This window comes from Candidatus Phaeomarinobacter ectocarpi, assembly GCF_000689395.1.
GTDB lineage: Bacteria > Pseudomonadota > Alphaproteobacteria > CGMCC-115125 > CGMCC-115125 > Pyruvatibacter > Pyruvatibacter ectocarpi.
Map to the genome: position 1 here is coordinate 2,680,183 of NZ_HG966617.1, position 19,438 is coordinate 2,699,620.

At 59.5% G+C, this 19,438-nt stretch carries 16 protein-coding genes; 11 read left to right on the plus strand and 5 right to left on the minus strand.

From position 1 onward, the window contains the following. Positions 1-3: 3 nt before the first annotated feature. On the minus strand, positions 4-279 hold the full coding sequence (locus tag BN1012_RS12790; protein WP_043949900.1) for a BolA family protein: 276 nt from the start codon (positions 277-279) through the stop codon (positions 4-6). A 57-nt stretch (positions 280-336) separates the two neighbouring features. On the opposite strand from BN1012_RS12790, the gene BN1012_RS12795 reads away from it, so the two are divergent. The 4 genes from BN1012_RS12795 to BN1012_RS12810 all read left to right on the plus strand — a co-directional run bounded on the left by BN1012_RS12795 (position 337) and on the right by BN1012_RS12810 (position 5,308). Further along, the gene (locus tag BN1012_RS12795) at positions 337-981 is read left to right on the plus strand and encodes a J domain-containing protein (RefSeq protein ID WP_043949901.1); all 645 of its coding nucleotides are present in this window, start codon (positions 337-339) and stop codon (positions 979-981) included. A 286-nt stretch (positions 982-1,267) separates the two neighbouring features. Then, entirely contained in the window at positions 1,268-2,260 is a 993-nt protein-coding gene (cobS, locus tag BN1012_RS12800) for a cobaltochelatase subunit CobS (RefSeq protein ID WP_043949902.1), read from the plus strand. Positions 2,261-2,301: 41 nt separating this feature from the next. Continuing rightward, positions 2,302-4,248: a cobaltochelatase subunit CobT gene (gene cobT / locus BN1012_RS12805; RefSeq protein WP_043949903.1), complete on the plus strand. Its 1,947-nt coding sequence runs from the start codon at positions 2,302-2,304 to the stop codon at positions 4,246-4,248. Positions 4,249-4,267: 19 nt separating this feature from the next. Beyond that, a complete protein-coding gene (locus tag BN1012_RS12810) occupies positions 4,268-5,308 on the plus strand; it encodes an esterase-like activity of phytase family protein (protein ID WP_043949904.1) in 1,041 nt (346 codons plus the stop codon). On the opposite strand, the gene BN1012_RS12815 is transcribed toward BN1012_RS12810, so the two are convergent. Further along, on the minus strand, positions 5,305-5,949 hold the full coding sequence (locus BN1012_RS12815; protein ID WP_145973468.1) for a hypothetical protein: 645 nt from the start codon (positions 5,947-5,949) through the stop codon (positions 5,305-5,307). The genes BN1012_RS12810 and BN1012_RS12815 overlap by 4 nt on opposite strands. 332 nt (positions 5,950-6,281) lie before the next feature. Beyond that, entirely contained in the window at positions 6,282-6,575 is a 294-nt protein-coding gene (gene rpmB / locus BN1012_RS12820) for a 50S ribosomal protein L28 (RefSeq protein WP_043949906.1), read from the minus strand. A gap of 262 nt (positions 6,576-6,837) precedes the next feature. Between rpmB and BN1012_RS12825 the strand changes: the two genes are divergently transcribed. From BN1012_RS12825 to BN1012_RS17030, 4 genes are all read left to right on the plus strand, one after another. Further along, positions 6,838-7,785, plus strand: a complete 948-nt coding sequence (locus tag BN1012_RS12825; protein WP_043949907.1) for a DUF3108 domain-containing protein — start codon at positions 6,838-6,840, stop codon at positions 7,783-7,785. A gap of 133 nt (positions 7,786-7,918) precedes the next feature. Beyond that, positions 7,919-8,683, plus strand: a complete 765-nt coding sequence (locus tag BN1012_RS12830; protein WP_171815969.1) for a DUF3108 domain-containing protein — start codon at positions 7,919-7,921, stop codon at positions 8,681-8,683. Positions 8,684-8,765: 82 nt separating this feature from the next. Next, positions 8,766-9,752, plus strand: a complete 987-nt coding sequence (locus BN1012_RS12835) for a DUF3108 domain-containing protein (protein WP_043949909.1) — start codon at positions 8,766-8,768, stop codon at positions 9,750-9,752. A 132-nt stretch (positions 9,753-9,884) separates the two neighbouring features. Continuing rightward, entirely contained in the window at positions 9,885-12,263 is a 2,379-nt protein-coding gene (locus tag BN1012_RS17030; protein WP_145973469.1) for a GAF domain-containing sensor histidine kinase, read from the plus strand. Positions 12,264-12,276: 13 nt separating this feature from the next. Here the strand turns inward: BN1012_RS17030 and BN1012_RS12845 are convergent, their stop codons facing one another. Together BN1012_RS12845 and BN1012_RS12850 are read right to left on the minus strand one after the other, a co-directional pair. Beyond that, positions 12,277-13,578, minus strand: a complete 1,302-nt coding sequence (locus BN1012_RS12845; protein ID WP_043949910.1) for an acyl-CoA dehydrogenase family protein — start codon at positions 13,576-13,578, stop codon at positions 12,277-12,279. Between the two features lie 70 nt (positions 13,579-13,648). Then, positions 13,649-14,317 (minus strand): TetR/AcrR family transcriptional regulator, encoded by a 669-nt coding sequence (locus BN1012_RS12850; protein ID WP_052535269.1) that lies wholly within the window; start codon positions 14,315-14,317, stop codon positions 13,649-13,651. An 82-nt stretch (positions 14,318-14,399) separates the two neighbouring features. On the opposite strand from BN1012_RS12850, the gene BN1012_RS12855 reads away from it, so the two are divergent. The 3 genes from BN1012_RS12855 to BN1012_RS12865 all read left to right on the plus strand — a co-directional run bounded on the left by BN1012_RS12855 (position 14,400) and on the right by BN1012_RS12865 (position 19,436). Next, positions 14,400-15,758: a flavin-containing monooxygenase gene (locus BN1012_RS12855; protein ID WP_052535272.1), complete on the plus strand. Its 1,359-nt coding sequence runs from the start codon at positions 14,400-14,402 to the stop codon at positions 15,756-15,758. Between the two features lie 340 nt (positions 15,759-16,098). Beyond that, positions 16,099-16,302: a hypothetical protein gene (locus tag BN1012_RS12860; RefSeq protein ID WP_043949911.1), complete on the plus strand. Its 204-nt coding sequence runs from the start codon at positions 16,099-16,101 to the stop codon at positions 16,300-16,302. 116 nt (positions 16,303-16,418) lie between these two features. After that, the gene (locus BN1012_RS12865) at positions 16,419-19,436 is read left to right on the plus strand and encodes a helicase-related protein (protein ID WP_320408860.1); all 3,018 of its coding nucleotides are present in this window, start codon (positions 16,419-16,421) and stop codon (positions 19,434-19,436) included. Positions 19,437-19,438: the final 2 nt, after the last annotated feature.

Consider the following 19,438-nt stretch of genomic DNA (forward strand, 5'->3'; position numbering starts at 1 on the left):
ACGCTATTGCCATTCTTCAGCAGGCGTTATCGCCTTGATCTGAAGCATATGGATGGGACCGCGCAGCTCTTCTGCCAGCGCCTCATTCACCAACATGTGACGCTCAATGCGGGACTTTCCCTCAAAAGCGTCAGACACGACGGTTACCTTGAAATGCGATTCGCCCGCCTGGGCTGCGCCGGAATGTCCTGCGTGCCGGGCGGAGTCATCTGTGATATCCAGCCGGGTCGGCGAAAGCGCATTGTTTAGTTTTTGCTGGATGGTTTCTGCAACACTCATAACGCCTGTCCCCTAGGATGGGTTGTTTCCTGACCGATGGGTTTACATAATCAGATCATGAGTTCCTGGGACAAATACAAAGACTTCGTCAAGGTGCCACCCCGCTCGCGCAATGCGGCCGAGGAGGCTGCAGCCGCCCGACGCGCCCGCAAACACGACTGCGCGTGGCCAAACTGCGACAAGGAAGGCAAGCACAAAGCCCCAACGGACAAAGCCTCAACGGGCGATGCCCGCCGCTACCGTTGGCTGTGCGCGGAGCACATCAAGGAATTCAACAAGTCCTGGAACTATTTTGAGGGCATGACGGACGCTGATGTCCGGCGGTTCCAGAAAGAAGCTTCAACCGGCCACCGCCCGACCTGGAGCATCGGCTCCAACCGGGGCGCGGCTGCGGCCAGCAAGTTCGGCTTTGTCGGATCAGAGGCCGACCCGACCGTATATGACCCCCATGGATTCGCTGTTGATGGCGGCACCACAAAGACCGACGGCAAGGCTCGCCGCCGCCTGCGCCCCAAGGAAGGTAAGGCCCTTGCCACGCTAGGCCTTGACGGAGAGGCCACTGCGAACGAGATCAAGGCTAAGTACAAGCGGTTGGTCAAAAAGCATCACCCCGATGCCAATGGGGGTGACCGGTCCACAGAGGACCGTTTCCGTAGCGTCCTTGAGGCCTACAACTACCTGAAATCAACAGGTTACCTCTAACCCGCAAGGTGGGTTCCAGCGGGCCTCAAGATTTTGCTAGAGTGCCGCGCGTTCTGGACGCCATTTGCCCATGTTGCAGATACGCAAATACATGGGTCGCATGCATAGCCGCTATTTCGGATGTGCTATTGGCGCTGACCGGTCAATATGTTGCCTTAAACCCTTCCGGGTTGAGACAATCGCCCGGACAAATCACTTTCCGCGCGGGGGATCACCCCAGGCGCGGTCCCGCGTGTGTGGCAACCGCCACATTCAATGTTGTTGAAGAAGAGCAGTTGCTAGTCCCATGACGGAAACCACTACCGGAAATATGCCGACCCACGGTCCAGACACTGAAGTGTCCGCCAAAGAAGTATTCGGCTTCGAGACAGATCTGATGGTCCCTGCCTTCAAGGAGCGCAGCGACTACGTGCCTGATCTGGACGAGGACTACCTCTTCAACAAGGAAACCACGCTGGCGATCCTTGCGGGCTTTGCTCACAACCGCCGCGTCATGGTTCAGGGCTATCACGGCACCGGGAAATCCACCCACATCGAGCAGGTAGCGGCACGTCTGAACTGGCCGTGCATCCGCATCAACCTCGACAGCCATGTCAGCCGTATTGATCTCGTCGGCAAGGACGCCATCGTTCTCAAGGACGGCAAGCAGGTCACCGAATTCCGCGAAGGCATTCTGCCATGGGCGCTTCAGCACCCCGTCGCACTCGTGTTTGACGAGTATGACGCCGGGCGTCCGGACGTGATGTTTGTGATCCAGCGTATTCTGGAAGTTTCCGGCAAGCTGACGCTGCTCGATCAGAACAAGGTCATGCGCCCGCATGACTCCTTCCGCCTGTTCTCCACCACCAACACCATTGGTCTGGGCGATACGTCGGGCCTCTATCACGGCACGCAGCAGATCAACCAGGGCCAGATGGACCGCTGGAACATCGTCACGACCCTGAATTATCTGGATCATGACCGTGAGACGGACATCGTGGTGGCGAAGGCCAAGCATTACCAGACCGAAGAAGGCAAGAAGACCGTTGCGGCCATGGTGCGCGTTGCGGACCTGACGCGTAACGCCTTCATGAATGGCGACATCTCAACCGTGATGAGCCCGCGTACGGTGCTTACATGGGCTGAGAACGCGGAAATTTTCCATGATGTTGGCTTTGGATTCCAAGTGACCTTCCTCAACAAGTGCGATGAGCTGGAACGCGCCACTGTGGCCGAGTTCTATCAGCGCTGCTTTGGCGAGGAACTGCCTCAGTCCGCAGCCAACCTTCAAATCGCATAACGCCGACGGCATAAAGCAGTCCGCAAACCAGCAGGCATTCCGTGTCGAACACCAAGGAAAATCCGGTCGAGCCCTTCAAGAGGGCAGTAACCCAGGCGTTGCGCTCCATAGCGGGCCGCGACGACCTGACGGTGAATTTCGGCACTGAGCCTGCCAGCCTGCGCGGCACCAATGTGCGCCTGCCCCTGCCAAGCCGTGAGCTGCCCGATGGAGAAGTCGCTAATTGTCGTGGCTCTGCTGACTCGATAGCCCTGCGCATCGCTCACCATGATGACGGGACACATCAGCAGCTTCTGCCAACCGGCGGCACCGCCCGCGCAGTATTTGAAGCGGCCGAAACCGCACGCGTTGAGGCCCTCGGCGCCAACGCCATGAAGGGTGTCGCCAACAATCTGACGGCAGCCCTTGAAGACAAATGCGACAAGCGCGGCTTTTCAACCATCACCGACCGCGTGGATGCTCCCATTGAAGAAGTGGTGAGCATGCTGGTGCGCGAACAGCTGACCGGCGCACAGCCACCCGACGCCGCCCGCAACATGGTCGACATGTGGCGGCCGTGGGTCGAGGAAAAGGCCGGCGAAGACTTGGCCAAGCTGAACGACCTCTGCCACGACCAGGAAGCGTTCGCCCGCGCCACGCGCGACATCATTGCTGACCTCGACATGGCGGATGAACTCGGCGACACGCCCGATCAATCCGACGAAGACAGCGACGACAACGAAGACGGTGACGCCCCCGGCGAGGAAAATGTCGAGGGCGGCGAAGCCGAGCAGGCCGAAGGCATGTCCGCTGAACAGCTTGAGATGGCTGACGGCGAGCAGGAAGACGGCGAAGAACAGGCCGTTGAGGTGGAGGCCGAAGACCAGCAGGTTGAAGGCGAGCCGGATGACAGCTCGGAGGGCCAGCAGCCATGGCGCCCGGACGGCACCGCCGACAACAATCGCGGTGTCGGCTACAAGGTATATTCTGCGGCCAATGACGAAGTGATTTCAGCCGAAGACCTGTGCGACACCGAGGAGCTTGGCCGCCTGCGCCAGTATCTCGATCAGCAGCTGCAGCAGATGCAGGGCGTCGTTGGACGCCTCGCCAACCGCCTGCAGCGCCGCCTGCAGGCCAAGCAGAACCGCACATGGGAGTTTGACCTTGAGGAAGGCATGCTGGATGCAGCGCGCCTGAGCCGCATCGTCATCGACCCCATGCATCCCCTGTCCTTCAAGATTGAAAAGGACATGAACTTCCGCGACACGGTTGTGACCCTGCTGCTGGACAATTCAGGCTCCATGCGCGGTCGTCCGATCACGGTTGCGGCCATGTGTGCAGATATTCTCGCGCGCACGCTCGAACGGTGCTCGGTCAAAACTGAAATTCTCGGCTTTACGACGCGCGCCTGGAAGGGCGGCCAGTCCCGCGAGCACTGGCTCTCCGCCGGCAAGCCTGCCTCGCCGGGTCGCCTGAATGACCTGCGCCACATCATCTACAAGGCTGCTGACGCCCCCTGGCGGCGCGCACGGCGCAATCTCGGCTTGATGATGCGCGAAGGCCTGCTGAAGGAAAACATCGACGGCGAAGCCCTCATCTGGGCGCATAATCGCCTGCTGGCCCGCCCGGAGCAGCGCCGCATCCTGATGGTCATCTCTGATGGCGCACCTGTGGATGACAGCACTCTGTCCGTGAACTCCGGCAACTATCTTGAGCGTCACCTGCGTGAGGTCATCGAGCAGATTGAAACCAAGTCGCCCGTTGAACTGATCGCCATCGGCATCGGCCATGACGTCACGCGCTACTACAAGCGCGCCGTCACCATTGTGGATGCCGAACAGCTGGGCGGTGCCATGACCGAAAAGCTGGCCGAGCTATTTGAAGACGACCCCAAGGCCATGAAGGCCCCGCGCCGGTCCGACGGCATGCCCAAGGTACCACCACAGACCGTGCCAACGCCCAAAGCCCCACCTAAAGCAGTGCCCAAGGCGGCACCTGCGGCTAAGTAATCAGGAACACCCCATGCCCATGAGCCTCTGTCGTGCAGCTCCCTTTCTGGTGCTGATGGCAGCGTTTCTGCCTGCCTGCGCGCAGGCGGACGATCTTGCGTCAGATGCAAATGCCGGCGCGGCCACGTCGCCCGTTTCGTTTGGTCAGCTGGCGCTCAATCCCTCCGACGCAGACGACACCCTGCGCGCGCCCGCTGGCGACAGCACATTGTCCTATCGCGGCGGATTGGTGGTGAGGTCTGATGACAATGCGTTCGGCGGCATCTCCGGTCTGATCGTCAGCGCTGATGGCAGCAGCCTGATGGCGATCACTGACACGGGCTACTGGTTGACGGCGTCGCTGATGTACGAAGCCAATACGCTTTCAGGCATTGGGAGCCTGACGCTCGCGCCTATGCTAGACCCTGACGGCCAGTCGGTCGCAGGCAACAAGCGTCAGGGCGACGCCGAAGCTATGACACTTCTGGCGGACGGACGCATCGCGGTCTCTTTCGAGCGCAACCACCGCGTATGGGCCTACGATGTATCAACCGACGGCTTTGAAGCGACGGCGCAGCCGATCATCATCAGCCCCGACCTGAAGGACGCTGTGAACAACAAGGGCCTTGAGGCGCTCGCAAGTCTGCCGGATGGATCCCTGCTTGCGATGACTGAAGGCACGATGGTCGCCGAGGACCAGATCAAAGGCTGGAGGGTCAGCAGTGCGGCAACGGCCGAGGTTAGCCTCAGGCGCATTGCCCCCTTTGATCTCACGGACATCGCGCTACTGCCCTCGGGCGACCTCCTGACGCTGGAGAGACGCTTCAGCACCCTTGGCGGTGTCGGCGCACAGATCCGGCGCATCAAAGCCGACGCGCTTGAGGAGGGCGCTCCGCTGGACGGAGACATCCTCTATCGCTCAACGGCAGGTCAGACGGTGGACAATATGGAGGGTATCTCCATCCGGACGGCGCCGGATGGCAGAACGTTTGTGTATGTGGTTTCAGACGACAACTTCAATCCGCTGCAGCGGACTCTATTGCTCATGTTTGAGTTGCACGAGGGCGCGACGCCGAACTAGGCCCCGCCGTACCCGGACCGTGGCTGAATGATCGACCGCAGGGCGTGATAGACGACCAGCATCAACAGCGTTGCCAGCACCACGATCACGAAGTGCGATACGACCTTGTCTGCATATGTGCCCGCAAGCGCATCGCCTGCCAGCCCGTGAAACAGCGCTACCATCGCAGCGCCGCCAAACAGCGGTGCCAGCAAAGGTGCTTTCCACCAAGGGCGGCCGCGTACCAGATCAAACACCACAATGTTCACCAGCAGACCCACCATGACGGAAAGGGCTACAGCCAGCACCATGGTCTGGTTGCCAAGGGCGGCAATCATGTCCGCCGGCATGATGATGTGGGCATCGCCATAGGCCGCATAGGCCCACACAAGCGCGAGAAGAGCACCCGCTGCAGCAACGGCTGCAAAGGCCACTGACGCGCCGTGTCGGCGTCCTGTGAGGTTAACAACCATGAACAGCGCAAAGACCCAGACATGTCCTATGCTGAACCAGGATCCCGGGTCAAAACGCAGACCGGTGAAGGAAAGCGACCCAAACAGCGACACTGGCGTGGAACGGTCCAAAAAGCCCGCAACAGCCGCTGCAACAAGCAGCACCGTTGGAAGCATCAGATACCCCAAAAAACGCATAAACTCAGCCATTACACTCGGCTTTTGGTCCATAGATTCATGAAAACGACCTTCTGCCATGACCATTGCTGCTCTCCGCGCGTCAGTTACCAAAATGATTTGGTGGAAGACGATGCAGACGCCATGCCATGTGGTGCCACCCCAAATGGCACGCCCCCGACGACCCCAATTGACCTGATCATACCCCATCAGATCAGGTATTCGGCCAAAAAAGGTCCGCGATCTGATTGCCGACAAAGAGTAGAATCTCTGGGAGAAGCCTGCAAATCAGGCATGAAAAAGGGCCCGCCTCCCAACAGAAGCGGACCCTTAATCAGTTTTGCTACTGAAATGCGTGAGGCCGGTTAGGCCGCAGCAGCTGCCTGCGCTTTGACAATCTCGCGACGCATGCGCTGAAGGTTCAGCGACAGGTTTTCTTCGCGGGAGCCGGCAAGGAAGGCATCAAGGCCACCCTTGTGCTCAACGGAGCGAAGCGCTGCAGCACTGGCGCGCACCTTCACTGACCGGCCGAGCACGTCGCTTGACAGCGTCACGTTGCAGAGATTTGGCAGAAAGCGACGGCGGGTCTTGTTGACCGCGTGGCTGACATTGTTGCCCGTAAGGACACCCTTGCCCGTAAGTTCGCAGCGGCGAGCCATGCCCACCTCCTGAATTCATGTTTCACATCGAATAAGAGGCGCGGGTATAGGGCCGCGATGCCCTTTGCGTCAAGCCCATGAAGCCCGTTTGACGCTGATTTGAGCGCGTTTGAGGCTCAAAAACCGACATTTGCAGCAAGGCCCCTTCCGTTCAGGAACGGTTCACCCGGCAAATCCCCTAATGCTCCCCATAGCCGCCTGAAGGCAACACAACAAAAGCTGACAGCCAGGACAGCACTCAAATTCTGGTGGAGGGCATAAAATGACAAGCAATCAAGCCGTTTTTCCTGAAGTGGACATGGAACAACCAGCCGCGAAAGCACCCAAAAGGCGCCCGGTACCCCTCCATCTGATTGCGATTCTGACAGCCTTTGCCACGCTCGGTGTTGCAGCCATTGCCATGGCGGCGCCGGCGTCGGCCGCAACAAACCCGACACCCGCTTCAGCCCCTGCTGATCCAGGCCAGACGACCCATGTCGACATCCACATGGATGCAAGCCTGGGCGGCCTGAACTTTGGCTCGATCACCATGCAGGCAAAGCTTGGAACGACCAGCTACTCCGCAAGCAGCACGATCCGGACCGAGGGCATCACCGATCACCTGTTCAAGACTGTCTACAACCTCAAGACCGAAGGCACCCGCGGCAGCAAACAGATGCAGACCGCAAAGTACTATTCCTTCAGCCACAGCGACGACGACAAGCAGCAGGTCGACATGACCTATGGGCCCAACGGCCTTCCCCTGGTGGCCGCCCAGCCCGCCTATGACAATTCAGCCCGCGTGACCGCGACGGCCCGCCACCTGAAGAACTCCATTGATCCGCTGTCCGCCATGATCGTTCCCGTGGCGACACCGTCGGCAGAAGCCTGCAACCGGCGCATTCCCGTTTATGACGGTCGCCGCCGCTACGACTTCGTCATGTCGTTTGAGCGCATGAGCCCGCTTGAGGATCGCAAGGGCTACTCAGGCCCCGCTGTGCGCTGTGAGGCCTATCTGCGGCCGATCGCCGGCTACAAGCGCAAGTCCATTCGTGAAATGCGCCAGGACCCGATGCCTATCACGGTCTGGCTCGTACCGGTTGAAGGCGCGGATGCTCTGGTACCCGCCCGAATTGAAGTTTCGACGCCGATTGGCCGCATGGTGGCCCGCAGCACGCGATTCACCGTTTCCAAGGCAAATCCAAGCCAGGCAGCCTTGTCCGGCCAATAAGATACACCGCCAGGCCGGATTAGGCTGTAAAACCGACACTCAACCGCGCTATGCCTGCGCTCCGGCAGGTAAGCGCTTCAGCGTCCAGCACGCTTGGCGAGGACACGCGCCCAGACTCACACGAGGTTTGATAATGCGAGCACTAGCGATAGCAGCCGTGCTGACAGGTGGGCTGATGCCAATGACGGCACAGGCCGCGGTCACCATCGACTACGTGATGTATGTCGGTGGGGCCAAGATCGGCACCATGTCCCTGGCCGCAGACGTGGACCCACAGCGCTATCAGCTTGAAACACAGATCAAGACCGAAGAAGTCGCCGGCGCCACGGAAGATGCAACGCTGACGCTCTTCGCGGCAGGCGCGCAGGAAGACAAATCTGTCAAACCTCAGATTTTCACGTCTGACTATGTGAACGCAGGTGGCCAGTCGAGCCAGCTTCAGATCACTTTCAACGAGACGGGCCCCGCAAGCGTGCTGGCCCTGCCTCCCCCCCAGAAGAAGCCCGGCACACTGTCGGATTTCCACAAGAAGGGCGCCCTCGACCCGGTCAGTGCCCTGCTGGCTCTGGCAGCGTCTGGCGGCGCGACGCCTTGCGGCACAACTGTGCCCGTTTTCGACGGGTGGCGCCGGTTTGACATCACCGTTGCCTATGGCGGCGAGACCACCATTGAGGCAGATGAAGGCTATTCCGGCCCCGCGCATAAATGTGAAGGGCGGTTGACCCCGGTTGCAGGCTATAGTGCCAAGGCAATGACCGAGTTGAAGGAAGACCCGCAAAAGGTCGAAGTCTGGCTCGCACCCATGGAATCTGCCGGATTCCTTGTGCCCGTCCGCATTATTGCCCCCACGCCTTATGGTGGTGCGGTGATCCGAAGCACGGCCATTCGCGAAGACTAAAGATATGGGGCGTCTATCCTGACCCCCATCTCCACGTGTTGCCGCCTTTTGGCAGCCATAGCGACTGGTACGGGAGAGATCCATGGCGTGGACTTTTGCAACGCGGGACACTGAACGCTCAGACCGAGCATCTGTTCTGGCCACCCGACAAATGCCTGGCACTGTGACCGGCACGCGTATCCTGGCATCTGCTGCACTCGCAAGCGCGCTGCTATCAGCGCCGCTCGCAGCCGCCACACAGCCGGGTGCAGAACCTGAAGCGCAATCCGAACTGCCGGTCATTGCGGAGACCAGCAGCACCATTGAGCCCATCACACTGGTGTATGAGTTTTACGCAGCCGGGTTCCACCTTGCGACTGTGGAAACCAGTGCGACGCTCTCCAATGAGGCTTATGAGATTTCCACTAAGGGCCAATCATCAGGCATTGCCGACAGTCTCATCAGAGCCCGTTTTGAATCGAGTGCCGTGGGCGCACTTACAAGCGATGGGCCGACACCCAAAAGCTTCCGCAACTTCTCCGACACGCGGTTTGGTGTGCGTGAACTGGAGATGACGCGCGCGACAGACGGCACGTTTGATGTGACAGCCGAGCCGGAGCTTGAACCACATCAGGCCGCGGCCCTGCGGTCCGGCCTCGCGGACGGCACCGTGGACCCTCTGACTGCCAGCCTCTACTCGGCTCTGCGCCCCGCAAATACAACGTGCACCGAAAAAGTCCGCGTGTTTGACGGCCGTCGCGTGTTTGCGCTGGCCTATTCGCGCAAGGGAACAGAGATCCTGAGCCCCGTGGACGAGTCGTTTTTTACCGGCAACGCCATCAAGTGCAATTTGCGCTACCTGCCGCTTGCGGGCCAAACCCGCGAGTGGAAACTGGAACAGGCAAAAAATCCGACACCACCCATCGAGCTGTGGATGGCTGAGTTCAAACGGCCCAACGAAGACTCTGATGTCGTCATCCCGGTCCGCATGAAACTGCAAAGCGATTGGGGCACTGCAGTGGCCCACCTCACCTCGGTGACCATGGGCGGCAAAGTGCTCAACCAGGCCAGCCTGCAGCCTGCCCAGTAGCGAATATCCCGCCGCTCGGCTGCAAATTGGCAGTTTGCAAGGCCTTTCGCCGTTAGCGTGCAATTTACGTGTTACCGCCATACTTGCCAGTCCGGATCCGCGTTTGGGGCGCAGACCGGCAAGGAGACTGGCGTGGGACAAAGGCCCGAAGCACTAAGGCTGGACAAGCTACATTCCGGAGGCGCGCAATCTGCGGGCCACGGCGATGCCGTGAAGCTTGCCATGTTCAACCGCATCATGAGCAATCATCGCGGTCTGCCTCTGCTTTTCCCATTGATTGCCGTCCTGGTGCTGGCAACCCTGGAAACCCACGTGTCCTCAACAACCATCGGCTTGTGGATGCTGGCCGTTATCTGCGTGTGGATAGAGATCGCGGTCTTCGCGTTTCGCTACTATTCCGGGCGCCTCTCCTCGGACGCAAAAAAGCTCACCACATCGCTGACCGTCAGATATCTGAACGCCAACATTGTCTGGTCGGCAATGCTGTTGATCTTCTGGTCCCCGGACAACGCGTCACAGGATTTCTTTTTGCTGCTCCTGTTTGTGGCGCATCTGTCCGTCGCGACAGCCACAACAGCCTATGAGTGGCGCATCTATCTCGCCTGCACCATGCCGATCACCGGCGCGATCGTCACAGCATGCCTGCAGTCCAATGAATCCATTTATCTGGGCGTCGGTGCCCTCGTCGTTCTGGTCTACCTCTTCATGCTTGCAGTAACCAAGCAGGTCATCGCCCAGGGCGAGTCCGCCATCTCGCTGAGGCTGGAACATGACGATCTCATTCGCGATCTCGCAAAAGCCAAGGCGCAGTCCGATAGCGCCTTGAAGGAAGCAGAAGCCGCCAATAGTCAGTTGACCATCAGCGAGCGCAGGTTCCGCGCCCTGGTTGATCATGCCTTTGATGGCATCGGCATCATTTCCGACGACGGCCGTATTCAGTTTGCCACCGAGACCGTTGCGCGCATGTTTGATGCGACACCAGAACAACTCATCGGGTATCGGGTCGATCATCTGGCAACCCCTGAGTTCCGTCCTGAAGTCCAGGATGCGTTGGGAACTTTGCTCGCCAAAGCTGGGAACACGGCGAGCATGTCGGGCTGGGCAGAAACATTCTCCGGTCGCAAGATCTGGATTGAGACCACCGCCCGCAACATGCTGCATGACGAAAGCGTCAATGGCATGGTGCTGAACGTCCGTGACGCCACCGCACGCATGAGTGCCGACAGTGAGCTCAAGATGCACCTCAGTGTTCTTGAGAAGCTCGCAACCGGCACCACCATGCCGGAGGTCCTGTCCGAATTGACCAGCGCCATGGAGGAGCAAAAGCCAGGCATGCGCGCCTCCATTCTGCTCCTCGATGAGGAAAGCACATTGCGCTATGGCTCTGCTCCCTCGTTGCCGCCGCTCTACAAAGATATCTTCGATGGCATGCTGGCAAATGAGGAATCAGGGCCGTGCGGGATTGCCGCCTCAACCGGCGAACCGGTGATCGTTACAGACACATCCAACCACCCCATCTTCGCCGATCGCCAGGACCTCGTTGCCAAAATGGAAATCGGCGCGGTGTGGTCCTTCCCCGTCAAGTCCCGAGACGGTCGTGTGCTTGGCTCTGTTGCCATGATCTACCGCACCCCTCGCGCTCCAAGCGATAGCGATCTGACTTTTATCAATGGCGCCGCAAAGCTTGCTGCTGTTGCCATCGAACGCCGTCGTGCTGAACAGCGTCTGGCCGAAGCCTTGCGCACGGCGGAAATTGCCAACCACTCCAAGAGCCAGTTCCTGGCCAATATGAGCCATGAGCTACGCACACCGCTCAACGCCATCATCGGCTTTTCGGAGATGATCCGCGAAGAAATGTTCGGGCCCATCGGCACACCGGAATACATCGAGTATATCGGCGATATTCACTCCAGTGGCCGGCACCTGCTTGAGTTGATCAACGACATTCTGGACATCTCGAAAATCGAGGCCGGTCAGTTCGAGATCGACGAGACATGGTCCGACCTCAAGATCCTGGCCAGGTGGTCTGCTGATCTTGTGCGCCCCCGGGCCCAGGAGAACCAGGTGACGCTCGTCATCGATATTGCGGACAACATTCCGCAAGCCTATGTGGATGAGCGCGCTGTCAAACAGATCATGCTGAACCTCCTGTCCAACGCGACGAAGTTCACACCCGCCGGTGGCGACGTGACCCTTTCAGCTCGCCTTGCAGACGATCACGATCTCATCCTCAGCGTGACGGATACCGGCATCGGCATTGAACCGCACCTGATCGCAAAAGTGATGGAACCTTTCGGCCAGGCAGAAGGTCCCATGGCGCGCAGCCACGGTGGTACCGGCCTGGGTCTCCCGATCACGAAGTCTCTGGCCGAGATCCATGGCGGCACGCTGATCCTTGAAAGCGAACCAGGCGTCGGCACTACTGTGACCGTCCGCATGCCAGCCTGGCGCACGACACGCGAAGGGCCTGACCAACATACAGATGATCAGGCCCAGGTCGCCGCACAGTAGAACGCGTGTCGTGCTACTTGGTCACAGCCTCCGGACGCTTGCCGCCCGACTTGCCGATATAACCAAACATGTGCCCACCGACCTTGCGGATCTGAATTTCTTCAGCCCCTTCGGTAATCCGGTAGCGACGATGATGCCGGTAGATATGCTCAAACGGTTTGTGCCGCGAATAGCCAATGCCACCATGCACCTGCATCGCCGTATCTGCCGCCTGACAGACCAGACGGTTGGCGCGGTAGTTACACATGGACACTTTGTCTGACAGCTGCCGCGCCACATCCTGCTTCGACATCTGGTCCATCTGCCAGGCCGTCTTGTGGACCAGCGTCCGGATCATTTCACAATCCGTGTGCAGCTCAACAAGGGGAAACTGGATTGCCTGATTGGTGGCAAGCGGCTTGCCGAAGGGTTTTCTGTCTTTGGCGTATTGCACGCTTTCGTTGACGCAGAACTGTGCCGCACCAACGCTGGATGCAGCCTGGCGAATACGGTTCTCATGCACAAAGTGCTGAGCCAACTGCAGGCCATGATCAATACCGCCGAGATTGTCCTCAGCTGGAACCCACACATCCTTGAACGCAATGCGCGGATGGTCTGTCGGCATGTTGAAGGTCCATAGATACTCTTCAATGTTCACGCCCGGTGCATCCATCGGCACGATGAAACAGGTGATGCCAATGGCTGACCCGTCATCCCCTGAGGTGCGCGCAAACACAAAGTCATGGGTCGCCACATGCACACCCGTGTTCCACATCTTCATGCCATTGATGAGATAGCCATCCACGCCATCGCGGGTTTCAGGCTTGGCCACAGTCTCCATCCAGGTCGCATCAGACCCGTGGTCAGGTTCGGTCAGTCCAAAGGCAACGCGGACATCCCCCTTGAGGGAGCCTTCCATGTATTTGGCTTTTTGCTCTTCTGTCCCAAAGTCACGGAACATCAGGACCGTCGGAAAGTTGCCGACGATGGAGCTTTCATTCTGCAAGTCATTGTGCAGACCAAGGCCCTTGGCCGCGAGATGTTCGCGGATCACCGCCATGCCCAGATTGGTGCCGTCCTGACCACCATATTCCTTCGGCAGCGCGTAGCGCAGATGCCCGGCAGCGTCCGCACGCTTGCGCATTTCGCCCAGCAACTCTTCCCACTCATGGCGCGGCAAGCCCTGATTGTCCCAGTCCGTGCGCGCATGTTCGCGGCGATGGTCAAAGAAACGGTTGTTGTCGTCCTGCTCCTGCAGCGGCTTGATTTCCTTCTCGATGAAATCATCGAGCACAGCAAGATAATCAGTGATCTCTCGTGGAATATTGAAATCCATGGGGTCAGTCCTTCCTGAGTAGCTTTTTCACAGGAAGTTTAACGCGCTGATTGACGCGATTGCACGTGTTTCAGGTAGCAGAGCCGACAGGGGGAAAGCTTGATGGCGCTGGAAGCCCCGCGCGCGCTGCGGAAGTCTCCACATAGGCGCGAACGATTTGTGTGCCTTCATCGTCATCAAGGCCGGTCGCCATCTGAATGGCACTGCCGGAAAGGTGTGTGATCAGCAGGACATCTGCCACGACCCTTGCCCTGTCATCATCATCAACCGCGCCCACCCGCACCATGGCATCCACGATCCAGTCCACGTTGCGGCGGCTGTCCTCCAGATCGAGCGCGGCCAGCTCCCGGTCCGCTTGCATATGCGCCCAGATTTCGCGCAACTGCGGGCGTTCTTTCATGGTGCCGTAGATACGCCACAGGATATGCGCGATGGCGTCAGACAGTTCTTGAGGTGTCGTGGCGCGGGACATGAACCGCTCGATGTCGCGCCGCCACTCACTCAGAAAACGATCGGCCAGCGCACGCAGCAGGGCCTGCGGTGTTGGGACATACTGGTACAGCGACCCGATTGAGATCTTTGCCCGGGATGCCACATTGCTCATGGTCAGATGCGCCATCCCATCCACCGCAATCAACCCTTCGGCGGCATCCAGAATAGCTTCAAGCCGCGCTTTGCTGCGCGCCTGTTTGGGTTGGCGCACCGTGAGCGGGTCGGGGCGGGGTGTGTCCTTGGCCATGATGCAAGTGATGCCGCAGTTGACAACAATTGTAAATATGAGGAATCCTCATATTAATCGCACCGTCAGCCTGGAGAACCCCATGTCCCTGTCATCGACCTGCATCATCGGCGCCGGCCCCGGCGGCCTCGCAGCGGCCCGTGCCCTCAAGCGCTATGGCGTGCCTTATGAGCAGTTTGAGCGGCACAGCGATGTGGGTGGATTGTGGGACGCACAAAATCCCGGCACGCCGCTTTATGACAGTGCCCACTTCATTTCCTCCAAGACCCAGTCAGCCTTCACCGACTGCCCGATGCCCGAGGAATACCCTGACTATCCGTCCGGTAAGGAAATTCTCGACTACGTGCACCACTTTGCAGACCAGTACGGCCTGCGTGACGCCATCCGCTTCAATACCGGCGTTGAGTCAGCGACGCCCGACGGCAAAGGTGGATGGACCATCAAGCTCACAAGCGGCGAAACAAAGTCATTCGCCAATCTGATTGTTGCCACCGGCACAAACTGGCACCCCAACCGACCATCCTACCCCGGCACGTTTTCCGGCGACGCCATCCATGCGGTGGACTATGCCAGCCCTGACAAGTTCCGTGGCAAGCGCGTCATGGTCGTCGGCGCGGGCAACTCGGGCTGTGACATCGCATGTGACGCGGCCATCCATGCGGACAAGGCTTTCATCAGCGTGCGGCGCGGCTACCACTTCATCCCCAAGCATATCTTCGGCATGCCGGCAGATGTCTTTGCCCATGGCGGCCCCAAGCTGCCCATGCCGATCCAGCAATGGGTGATGGGAAAAATGCTCCGTCTACTGATAGGTGACGTCACCCGCTATGGGCTACCGCAGCCCGACCACAAGGTGTTCGAAAGCCACCCGATCGTGAATTCAGAGCTGCTGCACCATCTGGGACACGGCAACATCCAAGCAAAGCCGGACATGGAGCGCTTTGACGGGCGCAGCGTTGTCTTCAAGGACGGCAGCCGCGAAGAACTGGACGTGATCGTCTACGCGACCGGCTACAATTATTCGATGCCCTATCTCGCAGAAGGTGCCGTTCCGTTTCGCGCCGGACGTCCCGACCTTTATCTGACGGTCTTTGGTCGCGACCTGCCCGGTTTCTACGCCATGGGGTTTGAGGAAACCAATTCCGGCGGCTACTTCCTCTATGACGAGATGGCCAACTGCATCGCCAATGCCATCCAGGACCGGGATCGGGCTCCTGCCCGCGCAGAACAGTTCCGCCAGGAAACAACAACCGACCCGGATCTGTCTGGCGGCATCCGCTTCATCGAAAGTCCCCGCCACGCCAATTATGTGGACAGCCCGACCTTTCAGGCCGCCCTCAAGAAGCTGGCGAAACGCTATGACTGGGCCCCGGTCGATGAAGCCGCGTTTACCGCTATGCGCACACCAGCACCCACCCCTCAGGCAACCCGGGCTGCCTGATTCACTCACAGCGAATGGCAGTTAAGAGGCTGCCTCAAAACACGCGCACCAGGTGCGTATACCTATGGTCCACATCCCCGGTGCCCACCACATATTGCCGTGAACGAACCCGGAATCAGGCGGAGTCAGCGATTCGGACCCGCTTCGTTCACGGCTTGATCCCAAAAATTAATTGGGCCGTCGAACGGCGCAGATGCTGACCTCTCGCAAGCACATATTTCCACAACTTTTTTCTGGCTTATCGGCGAGGCTGCCCTAGGTCGCCGCTTGGAGGGGAAGTAGCGATCCACAATCCAACGAGGTTCAGATCGCAAATGGCAAAATAAAAAGGGACCAACCCATGAACGACCAACAGCCCACGAGACTGCCGAAATCGATCGAAGAAATACCCGTGACAGCTCGCAAGAGGGTCGTAGATAACCGGACACCGACTTATGCCAGTGCCATCGTAAGGCTGCTTGATGCCTTTGATGGCTTGGGCAGCGACGCGGAAAGGCTTGTGCTGGCTGCACACGCTGAATCACTGACAGGCATACAAAAGTAGTCAATCAACGGCGCGACATCCTTGCGTTAGCGGAACTAAACCGCAATTGTTCGCTCGAAATGCCGCGCCGTTATTCTCACTCTATACGAACTAATCTATCTTCCATCGCACCGCGCGTGGATGCGGATGCACGCGTGTGGGCGCTGCTGGGGCCAACCAATACCGGCAAGACCCACCTCGCCATTGAACGCATGCTTGGCCACGAGACCGGCATGATCGGCCTGCCGCTGCGGCTGCTTGCGCGCGAGGTCTATGACCGTGTGAAGGTGAGCGCCGGGGCGCAGAACGTAGCCCTCATCACCGGCGAAGAAAAAATCATTCCCGATAACCCGCGCTATTGGGTCACGACGGTTGAATCCATGCCGACCGGCATCACCGTCGACTTTGTCGCCATTGATGAAATCCAGCTGGCGGCGGATCCAGAACGCGGGCACGTCTTCACCAACCGCCTGATGCATATGCGCGGTGAACTCGAGACGCTGTTTCTAGGGTCTGACACCATCAAGGGCCGCATTCGCGATCTGGTCAAAAACTGTCGCTTCGAACAACGGCCACGTTTTTCAGAACTGTCCTATGCAGGCCCCAAAAAGATCACCCGCCTGCCGCGCCGGTCCGCCGTGGTCGCGTTCTCATCAGACCAAGTCTACGCCATCGCCGAGTTGATCCGGCGCCACAGAGGCGGGGCAGCCGTGGTCATGGGTGCCCTGAGCCCGCGCACGCGCAACGCCCAGGTGGCGCTTTATCAGTCTGGGGATGTGGATTTCATCGTCGCCACCGACGCCATCGGCATGGGCCTCAACATGGACGTGGACCATGTGGCCTTTGCCAGTCTTGAAAAATTCGACGGCCAGCGTCATCGCTCCCTGAGCGCTGCGGAGATCGGCCAGATCGCCGGGCGTGCCGGACGCTACATGAATGACGGCACGTTCGGCGTCACCGCAGACGCCCTGCCGCTGGACAATGAGCAGGTCGAGGAAATCGAGGAGCACCGCTTCGAGGCCGTGCGCATGCTCATGTGGCGCAACGCGGCCATGGACTTCTCCTCGGTCGAAACCTTGTTCAAAAGCCTTGAGACACCGCCACCGGCGCGCGGCCTGATGCGTGCCCGCCATGCAACTGATGCAGCCGCTCTTGCCCTGATGGCGCGTGATGAACGTGTGCAGCCAATGGCCAAAGGCACCGAAGCGGTGACCAGGCTGTGGGAAGTGGCGCAAGTGCCAGATTTCCGCAAGGTGATGATTGACGAGCATGCGAGCCTGCTGTCGAACATCTATGGCCACTTGATGCGGACCGACGGAGGGTCTGCTGGTGTCATCCCGGAGGACTGGTTTTCCACCCAGACCAAGCGTACAGATCGCACCGATGGCGACATCGACACACTGGCGTCGCGACTGGCGCATATACGCACGTGGACATATGTGGCAAACCGCGCGGACTGGTTAAGTGATCCTGCGTATTGGCAGGGCGTCACCCGGGCAATAGAAGATAGGCTGTCGGACGCTTTACATGAACGGCTTACACAGCAGTTCATTGACCGGCGGACAAGTATGCTGCTCAAAAGGTTGCAGCTGAGAGAGGATTTAATGGCGTCAGTTAGCGCAGATGGCGAAGTTATAGTGGAGGGCGAATTCGTCGGCCGCCTCGCAGGTTTGGTTTTTGTCCCCGACCCCCGTGCTGAGGGTCTGGACGGCAAGGCCTTGCGCGCTGCCTCCGACAAGGCTGTGACCGGCGAGATCGAAGAGCGCGCACGGCGTCTTGTGGCCGCTGCTGACGATGCTTTCGAACTCACAGAGCATGGCCGCATCATGTGGGAGAACGCCCCTGTCGGTCGTCTCGTCGTTGGCGCTGACCGCCTGTCGCCTAAGACAGACATCATCACCGGCGAAGAACTGCAGGCCGTTGAGCGTCTGGCCGTTATCCAGCGCATGGACACATGGCTTGCCGCACACATCGCCAAGGTGCTCGAGCCGCTGATCAAACTGCGCGATGCAGAAGACGTGACCGGCATTGCACGCGGCGTTGCCTTCCGCCTCGTGGAAGCACTCGGTGCCATCCGCCGCGATGAAGCCGCTGAAGACATCACGTCCCTTGCCCAGCCGGATCGCGCGATGCTGCGCAAACATGGCGTACGCTTTGGTGCGTTCTCGATCTTCATGCCTACCCTGCTCAAGCCGGCACCGGCCCATCTCATTCTGCTGCTCCATGGCGTGCAGGAAGCACAGGGCGGCACAATTGATCTGCCGACACCCCCGGCGCCGGGCCTGACATCCGCCGCCGTTGAAGCAGGTGTGCCTGACTTTTTCTATCCGGCACTGGGCTTCCGTGTGTGCGGCCCCCGTGCGGTGCGTCTTGATATGCTTGAGCGTCTGGCCGACGCCATTCGCCCCAAGATCGCCGCCCGCGCTGAACTGGGTCAGGGCTTTGGCGGCGCAGGCTTTACAGCCGACGCCGACCTGATGTCCCTCGTCGGCTGCTCCGGTGAAGTCTTTGATGGCCTACTGGCATCACTGGGCTTCAAACCACATAAAATCAGCGTACGGAAGATGCCGGAGCCTGAAGCGAAAGCGGACGCCAAGCAGAACACCAAGGCAGAAGCAACGACATCGGAACCGTCAGCACCCGCAGCCGAGCAGGCGTCGGAAACACCGCCGCAGCAGCCTTCTGAGACAGTCCCAGAAACATCAGCCATAGAAGATACACCGGCGGCGGTAGATTCGCCGGCGGAGGCGACACCCGAGACAAGTGTACCCCCTGCCCCGGAAGCAGAAACCGAAGCTACGCCGGACGGCGACTCGCCTGAAACCGCAGAAGCAACCAGTGAAACATCTGCTGAAGATGACGGCATGGAAGAAATTGTTCTCTGGCGTCCAGCCCGCAAGGGCCGCCCGGCACCCAACCGCAATCGCGGCACAGGCAAAGGCAAACAGGCGTCCTCTGGGGATGCTGAAAAGGCCGACGACAAGCCCCGCGGCCCACGCAACCAGAAAGGCCGTGGACCAAAAGGCAAGGGCAAGTCTGGCGGCAAGAAGCAGGGCAAGCCAGCCCATGCATCTGCCCGCCCGCCGCGCGCTGACAAGCCGGTTGATCCCGACAGCCCCTTCGCTGTGCTCAGCCAGCTCAAGTCCAAGAGCTAGGG